Source organism: Streptomyces sp. ALI-76-A, assembly GCF_030287445.1.
Lineage (GTDB): Bacteria > Actinomycetota > Actinomycetes > Streptomycetales > Streptomycetaceae > Streptomyces.
Window position 1 is genome coordinate 998,169 of the sequence record NZ_JASVWB010000002.1, and the last position, 23,267, is coordinate 1,021,435.

At 68.4% G+C, this 23,267-nt stretch carries 22 protein-coding genes and 2 pseudogenes; 13 read left to right on the plus strand and 11 right to left on the minus strand.

Annotated elements, in window-relative coordinates; genetic code table 11:
- Nucleotides 1–31 precede the first annotated feature (31 nt).
- Nucleotides 32–355, minus strand: a pseudogene (locus tag QQS16_RS43465) (integrase core domain-containing protein); the annotation flags it as partial.
- Between the two features lie 399 nt (nucleotides 356–754).
- On the opposite strand from QQS16_RS43465, the gene QQS16_RS05245 reads away from it, so the two are divergent.
- Nucleotides 755–1,456 carry a recombinase family protein gene (locus tag QQS16_RS05245; protein ID WP_286060436.1) on the plus strand — a complete coding sequence of 234 codons (702 nt, stop codon included), beginning with the start codon at nucleotides 755–757 and terminating at the stop codon, nucleotides 1,454–1,456.
- Here the strand turns inward: QQS16_RS05245 and QQS16_RS05250 are convergent.
- Complete coding sequence (locus QQS16_RS05250) at nucleotides 1,441–1,758, minus strand: nucleoside triphosphate pyrophosphohydrolase family protein (protein WP_286066571.1); 318 nt, start codon at nucleotides 1,756–1,758, stop codon at nucleotides 1,441–1,443. The two genes, QQS16_RS05245 and QQS16_RS05250, sit on opposite strands and share 16 nt — an antisense overlap.
- Before the next feature lie 573 nt (nucleotides 1,759–2,331).
- On the opposite strand from QQS16_RS05250, the gene QQS16_RS05255 reads away from it, so the two are divergent.
- Nucleotides 2,332–2,646, plus strand: a complete 315-nt coding sequence (locus tag QQS16_RS05255) for a hypothetical protein (protein ID WP_286060437.1) — start codon at nucleotides 2,332–2,334, stop codon at nucleotides 2,644–2,646.
- A gap of 27 nt (nucleotides 2,647–2,673) precedes the next feature.
- Here QQS16_RS05255 and QQS16_RS05260 read toward each other — a convergent pair whose 3' ends face one another.
- Nucleotides 2,674–2,835, minus strand: coding sequence for a hypothetical protein (locus QQS16_RS05260; RefSeq protein WP_286060438.1), 162 nt, complete (start codon nucleotides 2,833–2,835; stop codon nucleotides 2,674–2,676).
- Between the two features lie 243 nt (nucleotides 2,836–3,078).
- Here QQS16_RS05260 and QQS16_RS43470 point away from each other — a divergent pair.
- A pseudogene (locus tag QQS16_RS43470) lies at nucleotides 3,079–3,288 on the plus strand (IS110 family RNA-guided transposase); the annotation flags it as partial.
- Nucleotides 3,289–3,306: 18 nt separating this feature from the next.
- Here the strand turns inward: QQS16_RS43470 and QQS16_RS05265 are convergent.
- A complete protein-coding gene (locus QQS16_RS05265) occupies nucleotides 3,307–3,627 on the minus strand; it encodes a hypothetical protein (protein WP_286060439.1) in 321 nt (106 codons plus the stop codon).
- Between the two features lie 164 nt (nucleotides 3,628–3,791).
- On the opposite strand from QQS16_RS05265, the gene QQS16_RS05270 reads away from it, so the two are divergent.
- Nucleotides 3,792–5,051: an IS701 family transposase gene (locus QQS16_RS05270; RefSeq protein WP_502963765.1), complete on the plus strand. Its 1,260-nt coding sequence runs from the start codon at nucleotides 3,792–3,794 to the stop codon at nucleotides 5,049–5,051.
- Between the two features lie 192 nt (nucleotides 5,052–5,243).
- Here the strand turns inward: QQS16_RS05270 and QQS16_RS05275 are convergent.
- The 4 genes from QQS16_RS05275 to QQS16_RS05290 form a co-directional block, all read right to left on the minus strand.
- Nucleotides 5,244–6,115 (minus strand): IS5 family transposase gene (locus QQS16_RS05275; RefSeq protein ID WP_502963766.1). Its coding sequence is split into 2 segments (ribosomal slippage): nucleotides 5,244–5,755 and nucleotides 5,755–6,115, totalling 873 coding nucleotides; the frame shifts between segments, so codons are not numbered across the junction.
- A gap of 9 nt (nucleotides 6,116–6,124) precedes the next feature.
- Nucleotides 6,125–7,426, minus strand: coding sequence for a tyrosine-type recombinase/integrase (locus QQS16_RS05280; RefSeq protein ID WP_286060440.1), 1,302 nt, complete (start codon nucleotides 7,424–7,426; stop codon nucleotides 6,125–6,127).
- On the minus strand, nucleotides 7,423–8,379 hold the full coding sequence (locus QQS16_RS05285) for a hypothetical protein (protein ID WP_286060441.1): 957 nt from the start codon (nucleotides 8,377–8,379) through the stop codon (nucleotides 7,423–7,425). Before QQS16_RS05285 ends, QQS16_RS05280 begins: the two co-directional genes overlap by 4 nt.
- 495 nt (nucleotides 8,380–8,874) lie before the next feature.
- A complete protein-coding gene (locus QQS16_RS05290) occupies nucleotides 8,875–12,606 on the minus strand; it encodes a hypothetical protein (RefSeq protein WP_286060442.1) in 3,732 nt (1,243 codons plus the stop codon).
- Between the two features lie 382 nt (nucleotides 12,607–12,988).
- Between QQS16_RS05290 and QQS16_RS05295 the strand changes: the two genes are divergently transcribed.
- The gene (locus QQS16_RS05295) at nucleotides 12,989–13,816 is read left to right on the plus strand and encodes an SDR family oxidoreductase (protein WP_286060443.1); all 828 of its coding nucleotides are present in this window, start codon (nucleotides 12,989–12,991) and stop codon (nucleotides 13,814–13,816) included.
- A gap of 358 nt (nucleotides 13,817–14,174) precedes the next feature.
- On the opposite strand, the gene QQS16_RS05300 is transcribed toward QQS16_RS05295, so the two are convergent.
- From QQS16_RS05300 to QQS16_RS05310, 3 genes are all read right to left on the minus strand, one after another.
- Entirely contained in the window at nucleotides 14,175–14,384 is a 210-nt protein-coding gene (locus QQS16_RS05300) for a hypothetical protein (protein WP_286060444.1), read from the minus strand.
- A gap of 77 nt (nucleotides 14,385–14,461) precedes the next feature.
- Nucleotides 14,462–14,662, minus strand: a complete 201-nt coding sequence (locus QQS16_RS05305) for a hypothetical protein (RefSeq protein WP_286060445.1) — start codon at nucleotides 14,660–14,662, stop codon at nucleotides 14,462–14,464.
- Nucleotides 14,663–14,782: 120 nt separating this feature from the next.
- Entirely contained in the window at nucleotides 14,783–15,292 is a 510-nt protein-coding gene (locus QQS16_RS05310; RefSeq protein ID WP_286060446.1) for a helix-turn-helix domain-containing protein, read from the minus strand.
- Between QQS16_RS05310 and QQS16_RS05315 the strand changes: the two genes are divergently transcribed.
- The 8 genes from QQS16_RS05315 (at nucleotide 15,291) to QQS16_RS05350 (ending at nucleotide 23,245) form a co-directional block, all read left to right on the plus strand.
- Nucleotides 15,291–15,503, plus strand: a complete 213-nt coding sequence (locus QQS16_RS05315; protein ID WP_286060447.1) for a hypothetical protein — start codon at nucleotides 15,291–15,293, stop codon at nucleotides 15,501–15,503. The two genes, QQS16_RS05310 and QQS16_RS05315, sit on opposite strands and share 2 nt — an antisense overlap.
- Before the next feature lie 211 nt (nucleotides 15,504–15,714).
- Nucleotides 15,715–16,107 (plus strand): hypothetical protein, encoded by a 393-nt coding sequence (locus tag QQS16_RS05320; protein ID WP_286060448.1) that lies wholly within the window; start codon nucleotides 15,715–15,717, stop codon nucleotides 16,105–16,107.
- 137 nt (nucleotides 16,108–16,244) lie between these two features.
- Nucleotides 16,245–17,549, plus strand: coding sequence for a hypothetical protein (locus QQS16_RS05325; RefSeq protein WP_286060449.1), 1,305 nt, complete (start codon nucleotides 16,245–16,247; stop codon nucleotides 17,547–17,549).
- Nucleotides 17,550–17,607: 58 nt separating this feature from the next.
- A complete protein-coding gene (locus QQS16_RS05330) occupies nucleotides 17,608–19,797 on the plus strand; it encodes a phage tail tip lysozyme (RefSeq protein WP_286060450.1) in 2,190 nt (729 codons plus the stop codon).
- 199 nt (nucleotides 19,798–19,996) lie between these two features.
- Nucleotides 19,997–20,980, plus strand: a complete 984-nt coding sequence (locus QQS16_RS05335; protein ID WP_286060451.1) for a hypothetical protein — start codon at nucleotides 19,997–19,999, stop codon at nucleotides 20,978–20,980.
- On the plus strand, nucleotides 20,977–21,675 hold the full coding sequence (locus QQS16_RS05340; RefSeq protein ID WP_286060452.1) for a hypothetical protein: 699 nt from the start codon (nucleotides 20,977–20,979) through the stop codon (nucleotides 21,673–21,675). Before QQS16_RS05335 ends, QQS16_RS05340 begins: the two co-directional genes overlap by 4 nt.
- 113 nt (nucleotides 21,676–21,788) lie before the next feature.
- On the plus strand, nucleotides 21,789–22,538 hold the full coding sequence (locus tag QQS16_RS05345; RefSeq protein ID WP_286060453.1) for a hypothetical protein: 750 nt from the start codon (nucleotides 21,789–21,791) through the stop codon (nucleotides 22,536–22,538).
- A complete protein-coding gene (locus tag QQS16_RS05350; protein ID WP_286060454.1) occupies nucleotides 22,535–23,245 on the plus strand; it encodes a hypothetical protein in 711 nt (236 codons plus the stop codon). The genes QQS16_RS05345 and QQS16_RS05350 overlap by 4 nt, the downstream gene beginning before the upstream one ends.
- Nucleotides 23,246–23,267 lie beyond the last annotated feature (22 nt).

Below are 23,267 nucleotides of genomic sequence, written 5' to 3' on the forward strand. Positions count from 1 at the left end.
GCCTTCCGGAGTTGTAGTGCTCGGCGTATTCGGCGAGGACACGCCGTGCGTGTTGCTCGTTGTAGATCAGCATCCGGTCGGTGCACTCGGCCCGCACGCTGCGGATGAACCTCTCCACGTGGGCGTTCATCCGCGGTGTCTGTGGCGCGCTCTTCAGGATCTCGATGCCGTCGGCGGTGAAGACGGCGTTGAACGCCTGGGTGTAGCGGCTGTCGCGGTCGCGTAGCAGGTAGCGGAAGCCGGCGGCGCGGTCTGCGAGGTTGGCGAGGAGGTTCCTCGAGAGCTGGGTGGCCCAGGCTGCGGTCGGGTGGGCGGTGACGCCGAGGATGTGCACGGTGCGGGTGCCGACCTCCATGACCACGAAGGCGTACAGCCTGGTCAGCGCGGCGGTGTCCACGTGGAAGAAGTCGGCGGCGAGCAGGCCGGAGGCCTGGGCGCGTACGAACTCGCGCCAAGTCGGGGCGCCGCGGCTTCGTCTGGGTGCGGGGCCGAGGCCGGCGCTGCGCAGGATGCGTCGGCTGGTGGAGGCGCCGACGCGGTGGCCCAGGCGCCGCAGCTCGCCCTGGATACGGGTTGAGCCCCAGGTCGGGTTCTCGCGGGCCAGGCGCAGGTTCAGGGCGGTGGGTTCCTCGGAGATCGGCGGGCGGTCGGTCCGTGCGGGTTTCTGCTTCCTCTTCCAGCGCAGTAGCCGCCGGTGCCAGGTGAGCAGGGTGCCGGGTGTGAACAGGCGGTGTCGGCGCAGCCGGGAGGGTAGGTGCCGGACGAGGGCGGCGAGCACTGCGCGGTCCGGCCAGGTGAGGTGTGGTCGGACGCCGAGCTGGCGGCGCAGCACCGCGTTCTCGTGGCGCAGCGCGAGCAGCTCGGCGTCCTTGGTCTGCTGCGAGCGGGAGAGCAGCAGGAGCAGTCCGAGGAGTCGGAGGAAGACCAGGTAGAGCATGCGCTGTGCCATGGGGTCCGGCTTGTCGTGATCGCCCGGAGTTGCAAAGTGCCTGGTCAGATGCTGTACGTCACTTCTGGAACCCTACAGGTCTCGAGCAGCACCCCGACCGCCTTCGCCACCCCGCCCGCCGCCCGCTTCAGCTTCGGCAGGGCCTCCGGGATCGAGGACCCGGTCGCCTTCGAGGAGGACCCGGGCACCTCCAGCCGCCTCCACCCGCTCCAGCGACCGAAGTTCCGCCAGCTGCTCACGTACGCGCGGCCGGGCGACACCGTGCACATCTCCGAGATGTTCCGCCTCGTACGCGGGACCGGGCACATCCTCGACGTGCTCGACGTCCTGCACCGCGAGCAGGTAGCACTGCGCATCCACGACGGCGCGTTCTCCGCGATGGACCTCACCGCCCGCCACCCGCGCACCGGCGAACTGCTGTCCACGGTGAAGTTCACGGTGCAGACCCTCGCCGCCGCCAGCGAACTCCAAGACCATGATCAAGGCATGTTTTATGTGCGTCGCTGACCTGCCGGGAGACCCCGCTCGACCAGTCTAGGCCGCGACCCTCTCCACGAGAACCGCAGCCACTCTTCCATCGAGTCCCAGGCATCGCCCGTGAGGTCGTCCGGCGCGCGGTTCTGGAACTGATGCTCCACCACGACCGTGCCGGTCCCGCTCACGGTGTCCAGTGCGACCGCGGCCGTCATGATGACCTCCGCGAGTTCCTTCGACACGCCCCCGGGTGAGGCGCCCTTCCGCGGGTTGGCGCCGAGCGCTCCGTGAAGGGCCTCCGCGACCTCGCCCAGCTCCTGACTGATCTTGAGCACACGCACCGGCTCCGCCGCACGCCACCCATCCCCTCAAGGCCCCTCCCCCAGACCGGTTCACGGACGCTCCTCGCCCGCCGTTCGGCCCATGAGATCTGCACCGCCCCGCGCTACCGCGCACGACGCCGTGGGCCAAGCCACACCTGATGGCGGCCCGAGGACCGGCACACCGGGATATGACTGGCCGACGAGGACATCGTTCTGCGCTGAGGCCTGGCGGACCCTGCACGACTCGCGGTGTACACGGTCGCTCACAACGCCATCAATGCTGCGAGGCGATCTTTGAAGTTGATCGCACAGCTCGCGGTGAGTCAGATGTGGTGCCGAAATCGCAGCATCCACGCCAGAACCTGTTGCAATCGCAGGAAGATCGCGTAGTCTGGGGATCAAGGCAGCACCCCGATGGTGCTGCCAATCCAGGCAGATGCCAGACCGTAAGACCCACAAGGGTCACGGGCCGAGGGACGGACTCGGTCAGAGCTCGCCGCGCAGGGCGTGGACGCACGAGACATCTCAGCGATGAACGAGAGGTCTCCGATGCTGGCTCCATCGGCACTCGAGCGCCTGTGCGACATGCGCGAGCTGCAGGACGCGAACGACGGTCACTCGATCGCGATCCGTAAGCGGATGACCGATGGCGAGATGCCTGCTGTCCGGGTCGGCGGCAAGCTGAAGACACGCGAGTCGGACCTGCAGCCGCCGGTCATGCCGGTCACCGCTTCCCGCCGCGATGAGCAGGTAGGGGAACAGGCCATAGACGACCTCAATGCATTGGCCGCGAAACTCGTCGCGAGCTGGCCGGAACTCCCCAAGGAGCGCAGGGTCGAGCTTGGTCGCCTCCTGGCTGCCCCTGATACGACTCCTGATGCAACGAAGACGCCCCGGTGAGCCGGGGCGTTTTCGTGTGCACTCAGGTCAGCCCAGGCCGTCTGCGTCGTCGTGCTCTTCGCCGACTGGGAGTGGCCGACGGTCGTCCCCCGGGTCCTCGCTGTAGATGACCGCGGAGACCGCGCTGTCGTAGGCATCGTTGAGGCCGTTGCCGCTTGTGCCGAGCATGTTCTCCCAGTCGATTCCCATGACTACGAGCCTAGACCGTATGGAGAACCGGCGCCTCGCTCGCAAGTTGGCGCGGGTTGCCGCCACTCTGAGTGGCGGTAGAGCCGCAATTGCGGGAGGTGTCGGTCATGTTCGAGCGTACGTATGCCGGACTGGATGTTCACGCCCGTTCCGTCGTCGGAGCCGCGATCGATGGGGTTTCCGGGGAGATCCGGTGGCGGAGGCTGGCGCCGCAGACGGAGGCGGTGGGGGTCATCGAGCAGAATGGCCGCCGTCTCGTCGTTCGCGCCGGTGGTGGGGCGGCTGGGGTGCCTGCGCGGGGTCAGCGTACTGACTGCCTCCGGGCTGGCCGTCGACGTCGGCGACTGGCATCGCTTCACCGGCGCCACCATCAGCTCCTATCTGGTCCTGGTGCCGTCGGATGCCTCCAGATGCCAGCGCCGGGCGCAGGGTCCGATCACCAAAACCGGCAACAGCCACGCCCGCCGGCTACTACTGGTGGAGGCGTCCTGGCACCACCGCAAGCGGTACCGTCCCAGCCGGGAGCTGATGCGCCGCCAGGCCAGTCAGCCGCCCGCCGTCCGGGACCGGGCCGAGCGGGGCAACCGGTGCCTTAACCAGCCGTGGAAGCGATTCGACGCCCGCGACAAACGGCCCACCATCGCCGCTGTGGCCGTCGCCTGCCTCGGCCACCCCGCCGCCGGCGCGGAAGCGGTTGATCTCGGACTGCGCCCTCTGCACGACCCGCAGGTAGCGCGGGTCTTGCAGCATCTCGGCCGAGCGGCGCTGGCTCTCCTCTTGTGTGTTGGGCATGGCCCGCGCCTAGTACTCCAGCAGCGTTTCGCTATCTGGCCTGGTCGGAGGCGTCGCCGGGAGTGTAGTGGCCAGGCGGCGGGCAGGTGGCGGACTCGAGGGAAGACCCCACCAACGAGACCATCGGGGCACTGGCCGAGGCCCGGTGCGGGCAGTGCCCGAACATGAGCGACAGCGACGACACGGCGGACGCAACCTGGGCCCGGGAACTCGACGACCTCTTCCTCCGCATCGGCCACCACTTCGGGCGCGCGGATCTGCGCGCCCGGATGCGTGCCTACGTCCGTGGCCTGCTCGGCCCGGTCGGCCGCAAGAACGGCTGGCAACTGGCCGAGTTCGCCGGACACCGCACCCCCGACGGCCTTCAACGCCTGCTCAACGGGGCCCGCTGGAACGCCGACGACCTCCGGGACGACCTGCAGAGCTACGTCGCCGAACACCTCGGCCAAGACGACGGGGTGCTGATCATCGACGACACCGGCTTTCTCAAGAAGGGCACCACCTCCGCCGGGGTGCAGCGCCAGTACTCCGGCACCGCCGGCCGCACCGAGAACTGCCAGATCGGCGTCTTCGCCGCCTACGCCACCCGCACGGGCCGCGCTCTGGTGGACCGCGAGCTCTACCTTCCCAAATCCTGGACAGGCGACCGCGAACGCTGCCGGGAGGCGAAGATCCCCGACGAACGCGGCTTCGCCACCAAGGGCGACCTGGCCAAACGCCTGGTCCTGCGCGCCTTGGCCTCCCCGCTCCCACTGGCCTGGGTGACGGCGGATGCTGCCTACGGACAGGAGGGACGCTTCTGCCGCCTGCTGGAGCAGTCCGGCCTCGGTTACGTTCTGGCCGTGCCGAAGTCGCAGCAGGTCTTCGGCCCGCGCGCTGATTACCTGTTCGCCCAGGCTCCCGACGAGGCATGGGAGCCACTGTCCTGCGGAGACGGCGCCAAGGGACCGCGTCTCTACGACTGGGCGGCGGTGCAGCTGCATGCGGTGCGGGAGTTCGACTACCAGAAGGGCGAACAGGTCCGCCGACGGTGGGCACTGGCCCGCCGCAGCCGCAGCAAGCCCGAGGAGATCGCCTACTACCTGGCCTACGCTCCGATGGAGGCTGAGATCGTCGATCTGGTGCGGATCGCCGGGACGCGCTGGCAGATCGAGGAATGCTTCCAGGCCGCGAAGAACGAGTGCGGCCTGGATCAGTACGAAGTCCGCCGATACGTCGGCTGGTACCGGCACATCACCCTGGCGATGCTCGCCCACGCCTACCTCGCCGCGATGACGGCCGACGCGGCGGCAAAGGGGGGTGCAGAAACGGTTCCGGCACCCCGGGCCTGGCCCCGCTCACCGTGGCAGAGGTCCGCCGACTCCTGGCACCTCGCCTCATCCCACACCACCTCCACGGCCCGTCGCTTCGCCGGCACGCTCTGAACTGGTCGCGCTGGCGCCGACAGCACCAGGCGATCGCCCGGCACTGCCACTACCGACGCAGGGGAGCCTCGTTGGTGGGGTCTTCCCTCGAGTCCGCCACCTGCCCGCCGCCTGGCCACTACACTCCCGGCGACGCCTCCGACCAGGCCAGATAGCGAAACGCTGCTGGAGTACTAGGCGGTTTCGTTTGGATCAGCGGGCGGACCAGAGGAAGATGCCCGCGACGTGAAGTCCGGCGAGGTAGATGGTCGCGGTCTTCTCGTAGCGGGTGGCGATGCCGCGCCACTGCTTCAGGCGGTTGATACACCGCTCGACGGTATTGCGTTGCTTGTATGCCTCGCGGTCGAAGGCAGGTGGTCTGCCGCCCGCCTGTCCGCGCTGCCGCCGGTTGGCCTGCTGGTCGGCCCGTTCCGGGATTACCGCACGGATGCCACGTCTGCGCAGGTGGTCGCGGATCGCGCGGGAGGAGTACGCCTTGTCAGCCAGGACCAGGTCCGGCCTGGTGCGGGGCCGTCCAAAAGGGCGGGGAACACGCAAGCAGGCCAAGACGTCCGTGAAGGCGGGTGCGTCGCCGGCCTGGCCGGCGGTGAGGACGAACGCGAGTGGCCGGCACCGGCCGTCGGCCGCGAGGTGGATCTTCGTGGTCAGTCCGCCGCGGGACCGGCCGATGGCGTGATCGTCCGGCTCGTCGGCCGGGGCCCCTTTTTGCGGGCCCCGGCCGCATGCTGGTGTGCCCGCACGATCGTGGAGTCTACCGAGACAGCCCAGCTGACGTCTTCGTTCGCGTCGGCCTGGGCCACCAGGGCGGTGAGCACCCGCTCCCACGTGCCATCGACGGCCCACATCCGCAGCCGGTTGTAGACGCCCCGCCAGTTGCCGTACTTGTCCGGCAGGTGCACCCACTGGGTACCGGTCTGGAACTTAAAGGCGATCGCGTCGATCACCTCACGATGGTCCCGCCAGCGGCCACCCCGCTTCGGCGTCCGGTCCGGAAGCAACGGCTCGATCCGCGCCCACTGCGCATCAGTCAACGGCACACCCGAACCAACGACCGGCTGATCCAAACGAAATGGCTAGTTCAACCCGGCGTCCTGTAGCGGCGGTTCGGCTGCATTCCCGCTGGTCACAGAGGCAGTTAGCGGTCTTCCGAACAGCGGCACAGCGTCGAGCGGATCCTTCTTGCTGACGTCGATCGAGCCGTCGGGCCGGTTGTACACGTTGTCGGCGAGCTCGGACTTCTCGCTCCAGTCGCCGGCCGTGTTGCGGTCGGCGAGCGGGACCAGGGCCTGGGCCATGTCGGTGTTCGGTCCCGCGCGCAGGCTGTGGGAGGTGACCTTGAGTCCGTTGATCAGGGACACACCCGCGGCCTTGGCGCGTGCCTTGACCATCTCGTTGACGGCCCGGCCGGTGAGGAAGAGACCCCGCACGGTCGCGTTCTTCCGGCGCTTGAGGTTGCCCGTGGTCGTCAGGGCCCGGAAGAGCGGCTTGGTCGGCAGGTAGGCTGACTCGCCGACCGCAGGGTTCTGGTCGTGCTCGGTCGGCTCACACAGCTCGCGAAGATCAGCGAGCCAGGCCCGTACGCGGGCGACGAACTGAAGGTCGGCGCGGTCGCGGATGAAGCGCCACCGGCCCTTGCCCTTTCGCCGCGTCTTGCTCATGGCGGTCCACACCCACACGCCGTCGGTGTCGACACGGATCTGCTTGACCAGCAGGTTCGTGACCTCGATGGAGCGGTAGAGCATCCCGTACTGCAGGACGAGCATGGCCGCGTCGCGCCGCCCGATCCGAGTGCTCTCGTCGATCTTGGCGAGCACCTTGACCAGGTACTTGAGGGTGAGGCCGGCGGACTGTTCCTTCTCCCCGCCGGCCGGGATGAACTCCTCCAGTCGGTAGTCCTCGATCATCTCGCGGACGAGGGAGGCGTCCGGCCGCTCCCCCTTCGGGTACCAGGAGACGATCCGGGAGCAGTAGGCGAGCAGGCTGTCCGGGCTGTACTTGCTGCCGTCCTGCTTTCCCGTCTCCATGAGGTAGCCGAAGTACGCGGCAACGTTGGCCGTCGTGGTGGTGGGTTGGGCGATCCGGCCCTCCTTCGCGCACCACTGCTCGAAGCGCGTGCGCGTGGAGTCGCGGTTGACCCGGGTGTTGCGAGCGCCGCGCTCAGTGATCCGCTTCTTCACGCGGTCCGGGACCTTGAAGTCCTTGGCCGTGAAGGGCGGTTCCTCGTCGGCGCGTGGCGGCAGCTCACCCTCGGCGAGGATCGTGTGGCGGGTGATCCGGTAGGGAACCGGGGCGCCGGCCACGGGCAGCAGTCGTTCGTGGTCGTCGACAATCTCGGCGTCGACGATTTCCTCCAGTTCGGTCGCTTCGGTGCTCAACCCAGGCTCCCCAGGCAGTCGTTGCAAATGGCGACGTGGTCCTCTCCCTGCTGGTAGAGCTGGCTGCAGCGCAGGCAGGACTCCAGTCCCTGAAACTCCCTCGAGCAGCCGAAGCAGTACTGCATGGCCTGCTCCGGCGCGGCAGCCAGGTACGCCTCGCCGATCAGTGCCTCTGCGCCGCACTCTGGGCAGGGGGGGGCGAGATCGGACTCCGTCCCGTCGTTGCTCCAGGAGTGCCCGAGCACCCCCGCCGCGTACTCCGACGGGAAGGCCTCGGCGTCCCAGTCGGTCTCGCAGAACAGACAGCGGACCTCGCCGCCCTCGGCGAGCAGGGCCCACGTGAGACAGTCCGGGCAGCGCAGGGTGTACCACTCCAGGCCGGCCAGCTCGGGCTTGATGCGGTCCATGATGATCGAGGAGTAGCCGCGTATGCGGGGCAGCGCCTGCCGCACGTGGTACATCTGCTGGTCCAGGTGCTGCGCTTCGGCGCCGGTCAGGCCCGGCCGCAGGTGGTCGTTGACGAAGGCGATGAGGAAGTCCAGCACCTGCGCGGCACGGGCCTCGATGGCGGGCGCGGTGGCGGTCAGCCCGAAGTGCTGCAGGCGGTTGCGTTGCTTGGCCAGGGCGGTGATGTGCGCCTTGTCCTCCGGCGCGATCTCCACGCCCCGCGCGCGCAGCCGCTTGATCGCGTCGTCGATCTTGCAGCTGGTGAAGTCCCCCTGCCGGTAGGCGAGTTCGTCGGCCTCGTCCGGCTTGGTGAAGACCTGGCGCCAGTCGAAGGAGACCAGGAGCGCTTTGAGGAGCACCTCGGTGGCCGCCTGGAGGTGCAGGACGCCGTACTTCAGATCCCGCTCGTCGGGCTCCTCGCGGTCCAGGTGGGCGACGACGCTGCGCAGGTAGTCCATGCCGTTGCGGACCGGCGGATAGTTCATCTCCGCCCCGGCCGCGCTCACGCCGGTACGCCCGCGGCGGCATCGAGACGGTGGAGCGTCACCGTAGGACGGGCGGCGGCCGGGTGGCCGCGGGGTCGAACTCGGTCAGGGTCACGCGCGCGCTCCGCTCGTTCACACGGTCAACTTTCAAGGCACGAAACCTTGCTGGCGTCGGGTCTTCTGACCCCTCCTCAGTACCTCGTATTCTGCCACGAATAGGAGGTAAGGACAGCCTTAGTAGATGAGCTCGCACAAGGCAAGAGGGGTCGAAAGGCGCGGCCCCCTGGCGGTCTGTCGGGGCTCCAGAGATCTCGTCACCCCGGCGCTCCCGAGATTGGCAGCGCACGCCCCGTTCTGCGGGTCGCTTTTCTGACGCTTCTCCTCCACCTCACCCTCCAGGCGGTTTACCCGTCTCGCCGATGGCGCGCAGCATCAGCGGCCGCGACATCGCCGGGGCGGCCCGCACCGCTGGACGGTGAGGTGGAGAAGAAGCTGCTGGCCACAGGCGGCGCCTGGTCACGGGGTCTCGGGCGGTCCGGCCGGCGCCCAGCCGGGCTCGGGGTCGTCGGGCTGGCTGAGGATGGCCGGGAGGTGATCGACGGTGGTGTAGGTGATGCCGGGATCGGTGAGGAACGCGGTCGGCTCGACGTTGCGGGTGACAAACAACGGCAGTACCCGCCAGGGGTGTTCGCCGTGGACACCGCAGGCCGCTGCGGCCTGGGCCGCGTACTGGGCGATGGTGGCGGCTTTCCTGAGCAGCTTGTCCCGGTAGTCGGTGTTGAACTTCTTCATGTGCAGCTGCAGGGCGTGGGCTGCGACGGCGCGGGTGGGGTTCTTCGCCTCGATCACCCACAGTCGGTGGGTGTCGCGGTCGGCGACCAGGAGGTCGATCTCTCCGGTCAGGTCAGGGATGCCGAGCATGGCGGCGTTCTTCTTCAGGAGGCGGAAGCGGTGCGGCAGTCCGGCACGGCGGGCGGCATCCCGCACGTCGTTCTCCAGGCGCTGGTCGCGTTGCTGGCGGTGGCGCAGGAGGGCTTTGTCGACGGGGTCGGGGAGTTCGGGGTGCGGGAGGTGGCCGTCGTCGAGGTAGGCGGCGTACGTCTCCAGGGAGACGTGGGCGAGCCAGGGCAGGACGAGGAGCTGCTTGCCGTGGGCGATGAGGGGGTGGGTCAGTGGCCGGGTGCGGCGCTCGACCTCGGTGTAGGCGTGCTCGCCGGGGCCGTCGGCGTTGCCGGGGTGCAGGCGCAGACGGTCGACAGCCGCGTGGAGTTGGTCGGCGGGAAGCCCGGACCATGCGGCGCTCTCAGTGACCAGTTCCTCGGGGGTCGCGGTGATGGTGCCGCTCTCGCCGGTGGGCCAGTCGATGGCGGTGGCGAGGACTGCGACGATCGCGTCCAGACTGCATCCCCAGTGCTGGATGAGGAGCTGGTCGGCCTTGGCGAGTTCGCTGCCGGCGGGAATGGCCGCTTCCCTGAAGGCGACGGGCGTAGGCACGTTCGGGCGGGCGAGTACGCCGGCGTCGATGGCCTCGAGTTTGGTGTCGGCGGCGGTCGCGATCATCCGCTCGTGGCGGGCGTAGTGGTAGGCGCCGGCGTCGAACCCGAGATGGACCCCGGGTGCCGCGGTCTGGGCCGGGGCCGGGGTGTCGGGATCGGGGTCGACGCTGAGAGTGAACAGCCCGCTGGGATCGATGGTCAGGACAAGGTCGTGCAGACGGCGCCCGGCGGCGACCGCTGTGTTGCCGGTGGTGAGGACGACTTCGGCGAGCGCGACGAGCTCGGCGACGGCAAGGACGTCGACGGGCCGGTGGCCGGCGGGCGGTGTGAGGAGCGCCTGCTGCAGCAGCAGGTGCAGCGCCGTGGTGGCGGTCATGGAGTCCTGCTGCTGGCGTCGGGACTCCTCCGCCCAGTTGTCCGCCCAGGGGGCCGCGAGGTTGATGGCGGTGGTGGTGTGCGAGCGGGTGCGGTGCGACCACGCGGCGTTCAGGTGCCGGGCGAGTTCGCCGAACAGATCCGGATGGTAGGCGCTGATCTGGTCGGCGAGTTCGGCCTCCAGGGCGTGCAGGAGCTGCTCGGCGGGACCGCCGGGGCGGCATGCGTCGGCGCCGTGCCACGTGCCGGTCGGCACGCCCGTGCGGCGTACGGCGGCGGCCGCGGCACGCAGGGCGCGAACGTGGAGGTGCGGTGTGCGCGGCAGTGTGTAGGCAGGGCGGGTTGGGGGCCAGGAGTTGGTGATGCCGGCCAGGAGCAGGAGAGGGTGGCCGCTGTTCCACGCGTCGGTGAAGGTGTCGATGTCGGTGCCGGGCCCGGCGGCGCGGCCATCGCGGACTTGGGTGATGAGTTCGTGGACGAGCCGGCCCAGGATGCGGTGGCCCTGGTGGCCGTCGCCGGCGAAAGTGGCGAGGAGTGGCGGGTCGACGACGAGTCCGATCCGGGCGGTCTCGGGGTCGGCGCCGGCGCGCAGGAGGAGCCGCTCCCCCGCGTCGGCGTCATCGGCCGGCTCCGGTGCTGCGGTGGGCAGTTGGTGGGGTTCGTCGGAGACGGTCACGTCCACGATGAGGGGTGCGCCGTCGGGGAGTGTCGCGTGCGCGGCGACCGGCTCGATGGTGGTGAGCGTGGTGTGCAGGGCGTCGACCAGGTCGTCCATGCCCCGCGCGTCGAGTGGGCCGCCGTGCCGTTGAGAGGGGACAGCGACGATCACCATCGGCGGGACGGTCGATGTGCGGATCAGCATCGTGCCCTCGGAACTGTGGTACTCCAGGCAGGCTCTCGTCCCGTGGGCCCCGGGCTCGGGTGGGATCGGTGTGACGCGGGTGAACTCCCGTACGCCCGGCAGGCCGGCGGCATTCAGCACGTGGTCGGTGGCCGCGTGTACGGCTGCGTGTTCCCAGACCTGGTCGTACGGCGTGACGGGGACGAGCGCGATGTCGTCGCGGTCGGGGCCGGGCAGCAGCAGGGTGGCGTTGCGGTGCCAGAGCGACCACGCGTCGAGGGCATCGAGGTAGGCCACGCCGTGCACGCCGGGGTGTTCGGTGAGTTCCAGGACGAACAGGGCCGGCAGGGTCGGGTCGCCGTTGGCCTGGTGGAGGATCTCGGCGAGTTCCTCGACGTGGAGGAAGGCGGTGTCGCGGATCACCTCGCGTGTCAGGACGTGGGGGCCGCCGTAGATGACGAGGCGGCCGCGGCCCGGCGGGGTGTCGGTGAGGGCGGCGCGGCCTTCCTCAATGCGGCCGCTCAGGGCGCCGTCCGCCAGCGCGCTGACGATGGCGATGTCGTAGCGGTGGGTGGGCGAGGTCATGCGGCACACCGGTCCGGGGCGGGCGGGGATGTGGTCCAGGCCGAGGAGTTGGGCGAGCCGGGAGACGGTCACCTCCTGCAGCCGTTCCTCGGCCGCGGCGAGTTCGTCCGGTGGCAGGAGGGCGAGCAGCCGGGTGGCGGCCGGGGCGATGGCGTCCGTCGCCGAGCCGGCGGGGACGGGCAGCCGCCGGCCGTGCGCGGTGACGGCCAGGACGGGGCCGAGCAGCGGGGTGTCGGGGCGGTAGCGCAGCGGGAGGTCCTTGATCGGGTTGGTCAGCCAGGTCAGGGCGCGTCCGGCGCGCTGCGGATGCCGACAGGCGGGGACGAGGGCGGCCGGGTCGGCCGACGCGATCGCGGTGGCGGCGTCGACCTCGGCGGGGGTGAGACGGCAGGCGACCTGATACTCGGGATCGTCGTCCGTGCTGACGTAGGGCTCGGGCCACGCGGGGGTGAGCGCGCTCAGCGCCCGGTCGGTGATCCGCAGGGCCAGGTCGAGGACGTCACTGATCCCGAAGCCGACCGCCTCGCACAGCGGTTCGTCGACGGCCAGGGCGGTGAGCTGGAGGCTGCGCAGCAGGAGCAGGGGGTGGGCGAGCTGCCCGGGGTGGACCAGCAGGCGCTCCCCCGCGACGGTGCTGGCCACTCCGGCGCGCAGGTCGCTGGGATCGCGGCCGGTGAGAGCCGCGCGTCCGGGGGCGGCGCGCGTGATGGCGTCGACCAGGCCGGGCAGGTCGTCGGCGCCGGCGGTCGCCCCGGTCCGGGAGGGGGTGCGCAGGACTCGGGTGAGCATCAGCAGCAGGTGGTCCTGAAGGCGTTGGCAGTCCGGCGAGGTGAGGGTGGCCTGGAGCAGCACGAGGAGGGAGTCGGTGGAGTACGGGGCCAGGGCGCGGTCGAGGACCTTCCAGTCCACGCGGCGGTGTGTTGCGGTGGTGACGGGCGTGTTCGAGGGCATGGTGCGCGTCCTGGTCTCGTACCGGGCTGATCCGACGGATCCGACGGATCCGACGCGACAGCTTCGCAGGCGGGTGTCGGACCGCGCCGCAGATTTCAGGCGGCGCGAGTGTGCCAGCTACGCGCTTCGTCGTCTACCGCCAGCCAACTGGCCTGCCCGGGCTGCCTGTTGCCGCTGGTGGCGGACCTATCCAAGGTTGTCCACGTCCGCTGTGCCGCCGGAACTATTCATGCGCTACGGCCAGTCACGCCGTGCCCCTCCGGTTGGGACCTGGTCAAGGGCCAGGTCGAGGCGCTGTTCGCCCCACCCAACTCCGTACGCCGCGCAGCCCCGAGGGGCAGGCGGCGCCGAGCGGCGCGAGGATGCTCTACCGTGTCTCGCCATGACGGTCCTGATCATCGGCGGCAGCGGATTTCTGGGCGCCGAGCTAGTGCGCCAGGCGGTAGCGGCCGGCCGTACGACGGCCGCTACCTTCACGACCAGGCCCGTCAGCACCCCCGGGGCGACATGGCACGCCCTCGATCTTCGGGACCCCGAGCGTGTTTACGCAGTCGTCGCCGAGACTGCGCCGCGCCTTGTCGTCAACGCCACGAGCGGCAATGCGGACTGGGCGGTTACGGCCGAAGGTCCGATCCGCCTGGCGATGGCTACGGCACAGCACGGCAGCCGCTTCGTCCACGTGTCCAGCGACTCGGTGTTCTCGGGCACCCGAATCATCTACGACGAAACCGATCTTCCCGACCCGGTCACGCCCTACGGCGCGGCGAAGGCCGCGGCCGAGACAGGCATCCGATTCGTGCACCCAGACGCCGTCATCGCACGCACCTCACTGATCATCGGCGACCAACGGTCCGAGCACGTACGGGCGGTGCACGAACTTGCTGCCGGCACCCGGAACGGGGTGCTGTTCACCGACGACATCCGCTGCCCGGTGCATGTCGCTGACCTGGCTGCAGCCCTGTTGGAGCTCGGCTTCGGCGATACGCACGGGATTCAGCACCTCGCCGGAGCAGAAGCCCTGAGCCGACACGACTTGGGCGTCCTCATCGCCGAGCGGGACGGGCTCGACGCCACCCGGCTGCCCGCGGGCTTGCGGGCCCACAGCGCGCTTCCCGGCGCGCTCGACGTACGCCTCGACAGCCGCGCGACCCAGCTCAGGCTGCGCACCACGCTGCGCGGCGCCCGCCAGTTCCTCGCCGCGGGAGCGTGACGCTCCCTCCAGGCGCCGCGTCCACCCACGTTCCGCCGGGCCTCCGATGGAGCGCGCACGGCGCGAAGGGACTCACCCGAGGCAGTCGTACCTCGTCAGGTTGCACAGGCGGCAGAGGGGGGCTCGGAGGTTGCCGAGGAGTTGTCCGAAACTGACCCGCTTGTCGGCGGGGCCGTAGTCGGGCCTCGAGGAGGGCCGTCCAGCGCACAGGCTCGGCGCCGCACTCGGCGAGAAGGTAAGGCAGGGCGATATCGGGGTCGTTGCGGCTACGTCCCATGCCGGCGGACCGTCGCAGTCGAGCCCGAACTCGGCTGCTGCGTGGTCGTGCGCCTTCTCCATACGGACCCGGGTGGGTCCGTCAGGTGGCGGTGAGGGCATCGAGAACCTCCCGGAGTTCTCGGCCGTCGAGCGGCGTTGTCACGGCGGCCGCGGCCTCGTCCCAGTGCTGGCGGGTACTGGCTGCGACGAGCAGCACGTCGAGGCTAGGGCACGACGCGGCGGCGAGGAGGCATGCCGCCGCAGGTGACAGGCCGGGACGGATCAGATCGACGAGCTCGGGCGTCATCATCGCCGGTAGCGCACTCCTGATGCAGCGTGGTCAACGTCTTGACCGGATTCCGGGGCGCCCTGGCCGGGCGGGTCGTACTACCGGCCGCCGTAGCGGAACTGCGGGGTGCCGGTGAACTGCTCGTCGTACGCGTCCACGAGCTGCTGCAGCGTGGTGCCGAAGAAGTCGGTGTCGAGGTCCTGGACCTGCCAGTCCTTCGCCTTCGGCCACGGCCCCCTCGGCGGCCTTGAGGATTGAATGCGTCGGCGTACGGCTTCCACAGTCTGCGAGCTGGTCACGTCACTCAGGCAAGGCGGAACGGCGCGAGCACCGAGGAGATCATGCCGGCCAGCCGGTGGCGGAAGCCCGAGACGGTGACGTCTACCACTGGGCGTTCAACCCGGCCGTCCGCAACAGCGTCATGCACCTGGGTCGGTGACCTCTCCGGCCGATTTGTTGCGGACATCACGCATCCGGGCGTCGAGAGCGGCCTGGGTATCAGGGTCGAGCTCGTAGTCGCCGGCGGTTTCCGGGTTGACGTCCAGCGCGTGAGAGCGGAATGCCTCCCGCTCGGCGGACAGATGCTGGATGGTCTGGGTGATCCGGTGGATCTTCTGGCGCAGCCTCTCCCATTCCTGCTCGGCGAGGGCGAGTTCGGCGAGCTGGTTCTGGATCTCGGCTTCGTTTTCGCGGGCGTAATTGTCGCTGACCAGTGTGATCAGAGGGACCCCGAGAGCTTCGGCAGCGGCGACCGCCTCGTCGAGCCTGACCGCGCGGGTCTGCTGCTCGATGCGTGTGATGGCGGTGGAGTCAACGTTCGTGCCGAGCAGGGCGGCCATACGGCGCGCTAGTTCTGCCTGGCTGATGCCGAGGCGTTCGCGTTCTTGACGAAGTCGGCGGGCGAAAAGGTCGCCGGGCAGTGGGTTCATGGCGGTTTGGCACTTCCTGGTCAAGATCGCGATCGGGCGTGTGAGGGTGGCCCGCCTCGAAATCGAGCAGGCCAGCGCCGCAGCAGTGCTGGAGCGGCACATTACACATCTCACACTGCGGATTCCACAGGCATCCGCCGCGACCCTGCGGTCGCGCGTCGCGATGCCGATTCGCCTCGCTTCCGAGCCCCTTTTGGATCTTTATCAATAGACCCTTTCACGCTCTATGTGACTAGCCATTCGAATGATGTAGATTAGTCACTGCAGATGCGCACGTATACGAGCCAGCGGGGGGAGCCGACAGCATGTCTACCGACCACCCCGGCTTCTATCACTGCCCGACCGGGCGGATGAGCTGCGCTTGTTGCCTTGTGACTCACTGTCATGCCACCGAATGATTCGAAAGGCGAGAGGAAAGATCCATGACGAAGATCTACGAGGCAGCCGTCCTCACACAGGCTTCCCTGCCGAGTGCAGCCTGGGACCTGACCAGCTTCCTGCAGAACGCCAAGTCCCAGATCCAGCTCTGGGGCGGTCTTCTGCTCATGCTGCTCGGTGCTGCCGGCCTGGTCTGGGGCGGTGTGCTCCTGATCAAGAAGCTGATGGCCAACCCGCAGTCCGCGGGTCAGCAGCAGGGCTGGGGCACGATCGCGCTTCTCATTCTCGTCGGCGGAGCCCTGGGCACCGGCGGGTGGTCGCTGATCTCGACGATCGGTTCCGGCGGCCAGCAGACCATCACGGACCTCGGCGGCGGCACGGTGATCGCCCAGACCGCCGATCAGTTCAGCGGGTTCCTGAGCGGCCCTTCCAAGTAAGAGGCCGTCACAGACGTGCACACGACCGGGGACAGAGTCGTCGAGCGAACCGGGTCGGTTGAGGTGCAAGGCCTCCTCCGGCCCGGTTCGCCATATCCGGGCCCGCAGCACGGTGCAGGCACGAAAGAGAGCAGAACATGGGGATCAAGGACAAGGCACTGGCCTTCAGCAGGAAGTTCAAGCTCGACTCGCACCACGCGATCGAGCGGTTTGGGGTGTTCTTCGGCATCTTTGCGGTCACGGGCGCGATCGTGATCAGCGCATCGGGTGCCTCGGCGTACCAGGCGGGGCGTGACTCGCTGTCGCAGACGGCGCTGTACACCAGCGACTTCAAGACGTCGAAGACGAATCTCGACGGCACCGTCGACGGGGTCTACACCAACGAGAGCGGCAACAAGGCGCTCGTGATGATGCACTTCAGTCCGACCGCTCAGATCTCGTACAACGCCGCGGACTACAGGGCGTTCCTGCTCGGGTCGGACACCTCGCTGAACAGCGAGCCGGTCAGCACCAGCGGGATCAAAGGCTCCTTCTACGCCTTCGGTTCGACCGGCTACGTCGGGGTCCTCCTCAACGCCGACCGGCCCTTCGACCGCCAGGTGTTGAACCTGACGGTCCGTGCGAATGCCGAACTCACCACGCCCGGAGCGGAGCAGGCGCACAGCAGCGGCAAGCTGGCCGGCGACGAGACCTTCTCCAAGTACGACCAGTGGCGGGTCTTCTTCAACCCCGGCGCGTCCGGGGTCCAAAAGATCGCGGCGCTCGACGCTCTGACCTTCGACCCTGCGCAGGCCTACTACGAGGTCGCGCTCAAGGAGATGGAGGCCGAGGCCAGGGATGCCCTGGACCAGAAGCTCGTCGAGATGCGCACGAATCTGACGCAGATTCAGTCGTACACCTCCGACCTGCAGACGACGAAGATCGACGGCCTGTTCCTGCGTCCGCCGACCGTCCCGGTCTCGATTGCCACCGACAAGATCACGGGCGTCTCCGCGGCCGCGGCCAAGGACGGCGTCTCGACGCTGGCGCTGCAGACCAAGCATGTCGTCCCCGGCGGCTTCGACCTCAACTGGCGTGCAGGCAACGTCTACGACGGCTACCTCGACGCCCTGGTGCCGGCCGGTCAGAGCTACGCCCAGTTCTTCACCAAGAAGCGTGACGAGGGCTCGGATCCGACGAGCCAGCAGATCTCGGACATGCAGTGGATCCTCTCGGACGGCACCAGCCTCACCAAGGACTACCAGTCCTCTGACGTGACGATGCGCCCGCTCATGAACATCATGAACAACCTTTCACAGGCGTATCAGGACTACTCCCGAAACAAGTCACAGTACGAGTCTGATCTGTCGCTCGATCTGCTCCGACTTGACGTGAGTCTGCGGGACGTGCAGTCCAACAGCATCATTCGCGACGACAAGGACTTCCTCACCACGCTCCATTGAGTACGGCGATGAAGTGACGCATCCCGCTGCCTGGCATTGGCCCGGAAAGGAAAACGACATGGCCACCGACAAGCCGAATCGGAGTCCCAAGAAGGGGACGACGAAGGACCAGCCGAGCACGTCGGTGAGTCAGGGGATGCCCCGGCAAGGTCGCGGGACCAAGAGCCTCGGCCCTGAGGAGGGCATCGAGAAGCCTCCCGAGGGCAAGGCCGGCGTGCCCAAGCAGCTCCCGGCCCCGGGAGCTGCTTCTTCTGGTCCTTCTGGCGCGGCAAACACTGCGCCGAAGATGCCGGACGCGGCAGACACCACAGAAACCGCAGGCAAGGCAGCCGGTGCCGCGAATACTGGGTCGAAGATCAAGCAGGGCATGAACGGCGTTGCCGGGAACATGGCCGGAGGCGCGGCCCAGAAGGCGATCGAGGGAGACGGCAGCAGCGCGACCCGCCGTAACGCCGGGCGTTACGCGGGAGCTGCCGTCTCCGGTGCCGTGGCCGGCGCACAGGCTGGCGGGCTTCCGGGAGCTGCCGTTGGCGCAGCGAAGAACGCCGGCGTCGAAGGGGCCCAGGACGCGGTCAAGGGCGTGTCCAAGGTCACCGGTGGCAGCCCGGACGCCAAGCCGGCCGACCAGCGCATGCTGGGTGCCGGCGGCACGGGCTACGAGCACGGTGCGCCGAAGGACGACGAGGGCCTGGGCTCGAAGGCGGCCAAGGGCGTCGCCGTCGGCGGTGGCGCGGCTGCTGTTCCGCCTGCCATGGGTGTGGTCATGGCCATGGCCTTCCTGAACTGGCTCAAGTCCATGTTCTTCGCCGCCATGGCGATGGCCGTCAACGCCGGGAAGCTGCTGTGGACGCTCATCGTCAGCATTGTCAAGGCGGTTGGTCATGCGATCGCTGCGCCGTTCATGGCGATCGGCAGCTTTATAGCCAAGGGGGCCGGCGCGGTCCTGGGCGTCACTGTCACGGCGACGATGGCCCCTGTAGCGGCAGCGATGTCGGGTGCGGTCGCGATGACCGCCACCGTGGCCCTGCTGGGCACGGTCTTGACCGGCGTCCTCAACTCGACGGCGCTGACCGAAGGCAGCATCAACACGAACGGGACGGCGTGCGTCGTCAACGCGGGTAGCGTCGGCAACGGTTCCGGGGCCACCATCCCGGCGGACGTGGAGAAGAACGCCAAGGAGATCTACTCGGTACTCAGCAGCTGGGGGATGCCGAAGGCGAACATCGCGGGCATCCTCGGCAACTGGTCGCAGGAGTCTGGGATCGACCCGACGAGCGTGCAGAACTTCCCCTCGGGGACGTATGCCATGACCGCCGAGAAGGCCAGCGCCGCACAGAACACGGACAACGGCATCGGTCTCGGGCAGTGGACGTTCGGCCGCAACACGTTGCTGCGCCAGTACGCGAAGAGCAAGGGCGTCGACTGGTTCACGATCAAGGCCCAGCTGGCCTTCATGGTCGATGGTGACAACCCCGGCGATGTCACGGTCTTCAAGGACATGCTCAAGACGTCGCAGGGCTCGCCGCGTACGGCGGCGCTGCACTTCCACGAGAACTGGGAGCGTTCCACTGACGGCGCGGCCGGGCTCACCGCACGAGGCGACAACGCCGAGATGTGGTTCGGCAAGATGAGCGGCTGGTCGGTCGACAGCTCGATCGTGGGCGACGTCAAGGACATCGTCGGCGGGATCATCGAGAACATCGTCAACGGCATCAACACGATCCTGGGCAACTGTCCCTCCAAGGGCGGCAGTTCCGTCTCGCTGAAGGACGGCGGGATGACCCAGGAAGAGGCTCAGGCCCTCGTCGACCTCTTCAACAAGGAGGGTGACAAGTTCCTCGACGACCGCTACGGCGACCAGGGTGGTCCTGGCTCGTGCGGGAGCAATCACGCTGAGAACTGCGTGTCGTTCTCGACCTACTTCGTGAACAAGTACACGACGTTCCAGACCTACCCGGCCGGTGACGGCAAGGAGACGGCGTACACGATCGCGGGGGAGACCGGCAAGCAGTTGTCTTCGACTCCGACGGCGTATTCGGTGGGTTCCGGCCCGGGCTCCGGTCCTGCCGGCCACACCCTCGTGGTGCTCGGCGTCCAGGGCGACAAGGTCATCCTCGGCGAGGCCGGCTACTGCGCCTTCATGGGCCGGATCCGTGTCGACAGCGCGGCGCGGATGGCGGCCGAGGGCTGGAAGTTCGTGGACATGTCGGATTCGATGCTCCCCTCCGGCAAGATCAAGACGGTCTGATGCGCTGCATCTGATCTGGGAGTGAGAAGCCGGTGCCGGGCGATCTGGGCACCGGCTTCTTCATGTCCGGAGCAGGCCATGCGTGCCGGCTTCACTTTTGGGGAAGCCCTTATCGAATGGATTCAAGGTCTATTCCGAATGCCTTTCGAGATAGACTTGAGTCGTTTATGAGGGCAACGTGGAGTGAGGAGTGTGTTCCGTGACGACAGTCCATGACGAGTCCGAGAGCTCGGGCCCCGATCAGGAGACCGGGTCGATACCCGAGGAGAAGCCCGCGGCACCGAAGACGCGCAAGAAGGTCACCGGAGCCGAGCTCGAGGAGCGCTTCGCGGGCTGGACGATGCGCCAGCGCGAGAAGGTCCAGGTGCGCACCCCTGAGGACAACGCACGTTTGATCCGGCGCAGCGTGACCGCGGTGATGGGCGTGGGGATCCTCGCCCTGGTCGTCGCCACGGGCGTGGTCGGCGAGAGCTTCAAGGCGAGCACGGCGGACAACGACGCCCAGATTGTCCAGCTCAAGGGGCAGCTGGACGATGCCCAGTCCACGCCCGTAAAGGCGGACGCCGGCGCGCAGTTGTCCAAGCTCACCGAGGCGGCAGCCGCTGATGCGAAGAAGGTCGCGTCCGGGGAGCAGACTTTCGCCACGTTGTACCACCAAGCCGGCGTCCAGCCCAGCCCGGACAACGGGTCCCCGAACAAGGCCACGCTGGAGATCATCAAGCACCGCCGAGACATGGCACCGCTGTTCAGCAAGGACTCCTTCCTGGTCAGTGACAAGGAGGCGTACAGCACCTCGTCGCTGACGCCGTTCGATGCGACCACCGAGATCGATCCGCGCCACGCCTGGTACATCCGCTACGACGGCCAGAACGCGGCTGCCCCGAGCACGTACGCATGGAAGGTCGAGACGGTGATGCCCGATCTGAGCGTGAAGGACGGCTCGGGCGCGACGAACCAGGCAAAGGTCGTCTGGCTGTGCCGGGACACGAAGAGCGGTGAGGTGCTCGCCTGGGCGAGCGCGCGCTACGTGCGCAACGGCTCGACGGGGGCCTTCAGCGACCTGGCGCTCGTGGTGACGGCCACCGGTGCTCAGTACGAGAACCCCGCGATCAAGCAGCCGGCCGGGTCCGAAGTCCCCGAACTCAGCGGCACGGGCGCCCAGAAGAAGAGCGGGAAGCGATGACGGAGCAGACGGCAGCACCCACGCGGCGGGGGTTCTTCCGGCGCAATCTCTCGGTCCTGGTGACGGCAGCGGTCCTCGCGGTTGCCGCGACGGTTGTCGGCGCGACCTGGAGCGGCCAGCACGCGGCCCTGGCTGAGCAGGAAACCCAGATCAGCGACGTCGAGGGACATCTGGCAGGCGTCCAGAAGAAGAACGCCGAGCAGGTGAACGCGGACGTTATGGCGGCCCTGGGTGTCAGCCAGAACCGGCTGAGCACCGACGGCGAGCGCATCAAGTCGCTGCTTTCGATGGCCTTCACGTGGGACTCGGGACAGAGCTACGAGGCGGCGCGCGAGAGCCTGAAGAGCCGGTTCGGCCTCGACGAGAACGAGACGTTCCTGAAGTCGTTCATGCCTCCGTCGAGGTTCAGCGAGGACTCCCAGGGGCGGCGTTACTACTACATCGACACGGTCGGCCTGAACTCGGCTCTGGGCGAGGATCCGGGCATCGAGGTCGTCGATGTCAAGGCGGGCGTCTACACCTACGCCGTCCTGGCCGATGTCGAGGTCACCTCCGACGCGGTGTCCCAGAACAAGGCGAGCAAAGCCAGCACGGCGCACCGGCGCGCGCTGCTCTTCGTCACGGTCGACGCCCAGGGCAAGGTCTCGAATCTCTCCGGCGTCCCGGCGAGTGGCGAGACTCGCTATTCCGGATGACTCACACCACCTTTTGACTCGTCTTATTGATAGAGTTGTCCTGGTATTCGAGTGAAACGGCAAGTTGAGGACTAATGGCATCGACACAGACCGATGAGTCGGGTGGGGGCGCAGTGCGCAAGACGCGCTTCGTCGCGACGTCCGCGTCCTCGCAGGAGGGCGCGGACACTCCTGAGCAGACGGAGCCCGCGGGCGGCCTGCGCAAGCGCACCCTCGTGGCCGGCGTGAGCATGGGTGTGGGCGCACTGCTGTGCTTCGTACTCTCCGCGGGGTTCTCCGGCGGTCAGAGCGCGGTGAGCGATACGGCTGGGCCGGAGATCCCCTCTCTGCAGGAGCAGATCAGGATCACCGAGGCGAAGACGGCGGCGCTGCCGAAGGCCGACGACGCCGAGCGTGGTCTGACCGCGGCCCTGACGGCGGCTGGTCAGGTCGCGAAGCTGCAGAACGACTACCGCTACCTGACGCCCAGCGTGGCGGCAGACGGCGGCTCGCTCGACACGGCGACGTCTCAGCCGACGCTGCGCAACCTCATCCCCTACTTCGCCCCCTCGGTGCACCAGGCGGACCTGGGGCCGTGGTACCTGCTCGCCAGTGACAAGGACGTGGCGGCCGGCGTCGGGATCCCGATGAGCTTCAGCTCCGGCTTTGAGTGGGTCGCCCAGGTGCCCTACCTGGTCAACGACGACAGCACCATCACGGTGACCTGGCTGGCAATGGAGACCAGGACCGGTGCGGGCGAGAGGCCGGCGGTGCTGGCCTGGGCCCGCGCCGATTACGACCAGGTCCGCAAGGCGTTCGTGAACATCCAGACCGGCACGACGGCCACCGGCGAGGCCCTGAAGCAGGAGGTGAAGACACCGTGAACGAGGAGATCAAGGACAAGCTGCGCCAGCACGCCGGGAAGATCCTGCTCGGCGGCACCGGGGCGCTGCTCGCGCTCTCGGTGGTCACGCTCGGAGCCAGCCTGCTCAGCGACGGCCCGGCCGTGTCGGACACCCAGGCCGATGCGGTTGTTCACAAGCTCGAAGGCAACCTCGGCGACGCCCGGGCCAAGCTCGCAACACAGCACACGGCGCTGCTGGCTCAGCTGCCGGGCATGGACATCGAGCGGGTGAACCGTGACAGGGCGACGGGCCGGTCCCTCCTGCTCAGCCTCACCGACAGCTCGGCGTCGGCCCGGACCGTCAAGGAGCAGCAGGTACTCCTCGACGCGCGCTACGCCTTCCTCGACCACAAGTCCCGGGTGCTCACCGAGTTCGTACCGGAGTGGATGACGGCGACCAGAGCCACGAAGGGCGCTGGGACGACGTACACGCTCGCTGATCTGGACATCGATGTGAGTCGGGTGCAGGGCCTGAACTACTCCTACACGGGGGTGGCCCGGTTCGATCCGGTCCGCGTCGGACCGGATCAGAACAGCGCTATCAAGAGCGAGTTCGTGGTCTTCACCTACGCCACCTCTCAGGACGGCACGGCGACGTCGCTGGACGCCTACCGGGCCTCCAGCAAGACCCGCGACGCCCTCGCTGCCGCCAGCGAGGAACAGCCCTCCCCCAAGCCGACCGGGTGAGCGAAGCGCCCACCGCTTCAGC

Excerpts from the sequence above, each read along its gene's own strand:
- QQS16_RS05255 (WP_286060437.1), top strand. The coding sequence starts at position 2,332 with ATGCGCGAGCTGCAGGACGCGAACGACGGTCACTCGATCGCGATCCGT.
- QQS16_RS05260 (WP_286060438.1), bottom strand. The coding sequence starts at position 2,835 with ATGGGAATCGACTGGGAGAACATGCTCGGCACAAGCGGCAACGGCCTC.
- QQS16_RS05265 (WP_286060439.1), bottom strand. The coding sequence starts at position 3,627 with ATGCCCAACACACAAGAGGAGAGCCAGCGCCGCTCGGCCGAGATGCTG.
- QQS16_RS05270 (WP_502963765.1), top strand. The coding sequence starts at position 3,792 with ATGAGCGACAGCGACGACACGGCGGACGCAACCTGGGCCCGGGAACTC.
- QQS16_RS05290 (WP_286060442.1), bottom strand. The coding sequence starts at position 12,606 with ATGCCCTCGAACACGCCCGTCACCACCGCAACACACCGCCGCGTGGAC.
- QQS16_RS05295 (WP_286060443.1), top strand. The coding sequence starts at position 12,989 with ATGACGGTCCTGATCATCGGCGGCAGCGGATTTCTGGGCGCCGAGCTA.
- QQS16_RS05300 (WP_286060444.1), bottom strand. The coding sequence starts at position 14,384 with ATGATGACGCCCGAGCTCGTCGATCTGATCCGTCCCGGCCTGTCACCT.
- QQS16_RS05315 (WP_286060447.1), top strand. The coding sequence starts at position 15,291 with ATGGCGGTTTGGCACTTCCTGGTCAAGATCGCGATCGGGCGTGTGAGG.
- QQS16_RS05310 (WP_286060446.1), bottom strand. The coding sequence starts at position 15,292 with ATGAACCCACTGCCCGGCGACCTTTTCGCCCGCCGACTTCGTCAAGAA.
- QQS16_RS05320 (WP_286060448.1), top strand. The coding sequence starts at position 15,715 with ATGACGAAGATCTACGAGGCAGCCGTCCTCACACAGGCTTCCCTGCCG.
- QQS16_RS05325 (WP_286060449.1), top strand. The coding sequence starts at position 16,245 with ATGGGGATCAAGGACAAGGCACTGGCCTTCAGCAGGAAGTTCAAGCTC.
- QQS16_RS05330 (WP_286060450.1), top strand. The coding sequence starts at position 17,608 with ATGGCCACCGACAAGCCGAATCGGAGTCCCAAGAAGGGGACGACGAAG.
- QQS16_RS05340 (WP_286060452.1), top strand. The coding sequence starts at position 20,977 with ATGACGGAGCAGACGGCAGCACCCACGCGGCGGGGGTTCTTCCGGCGC.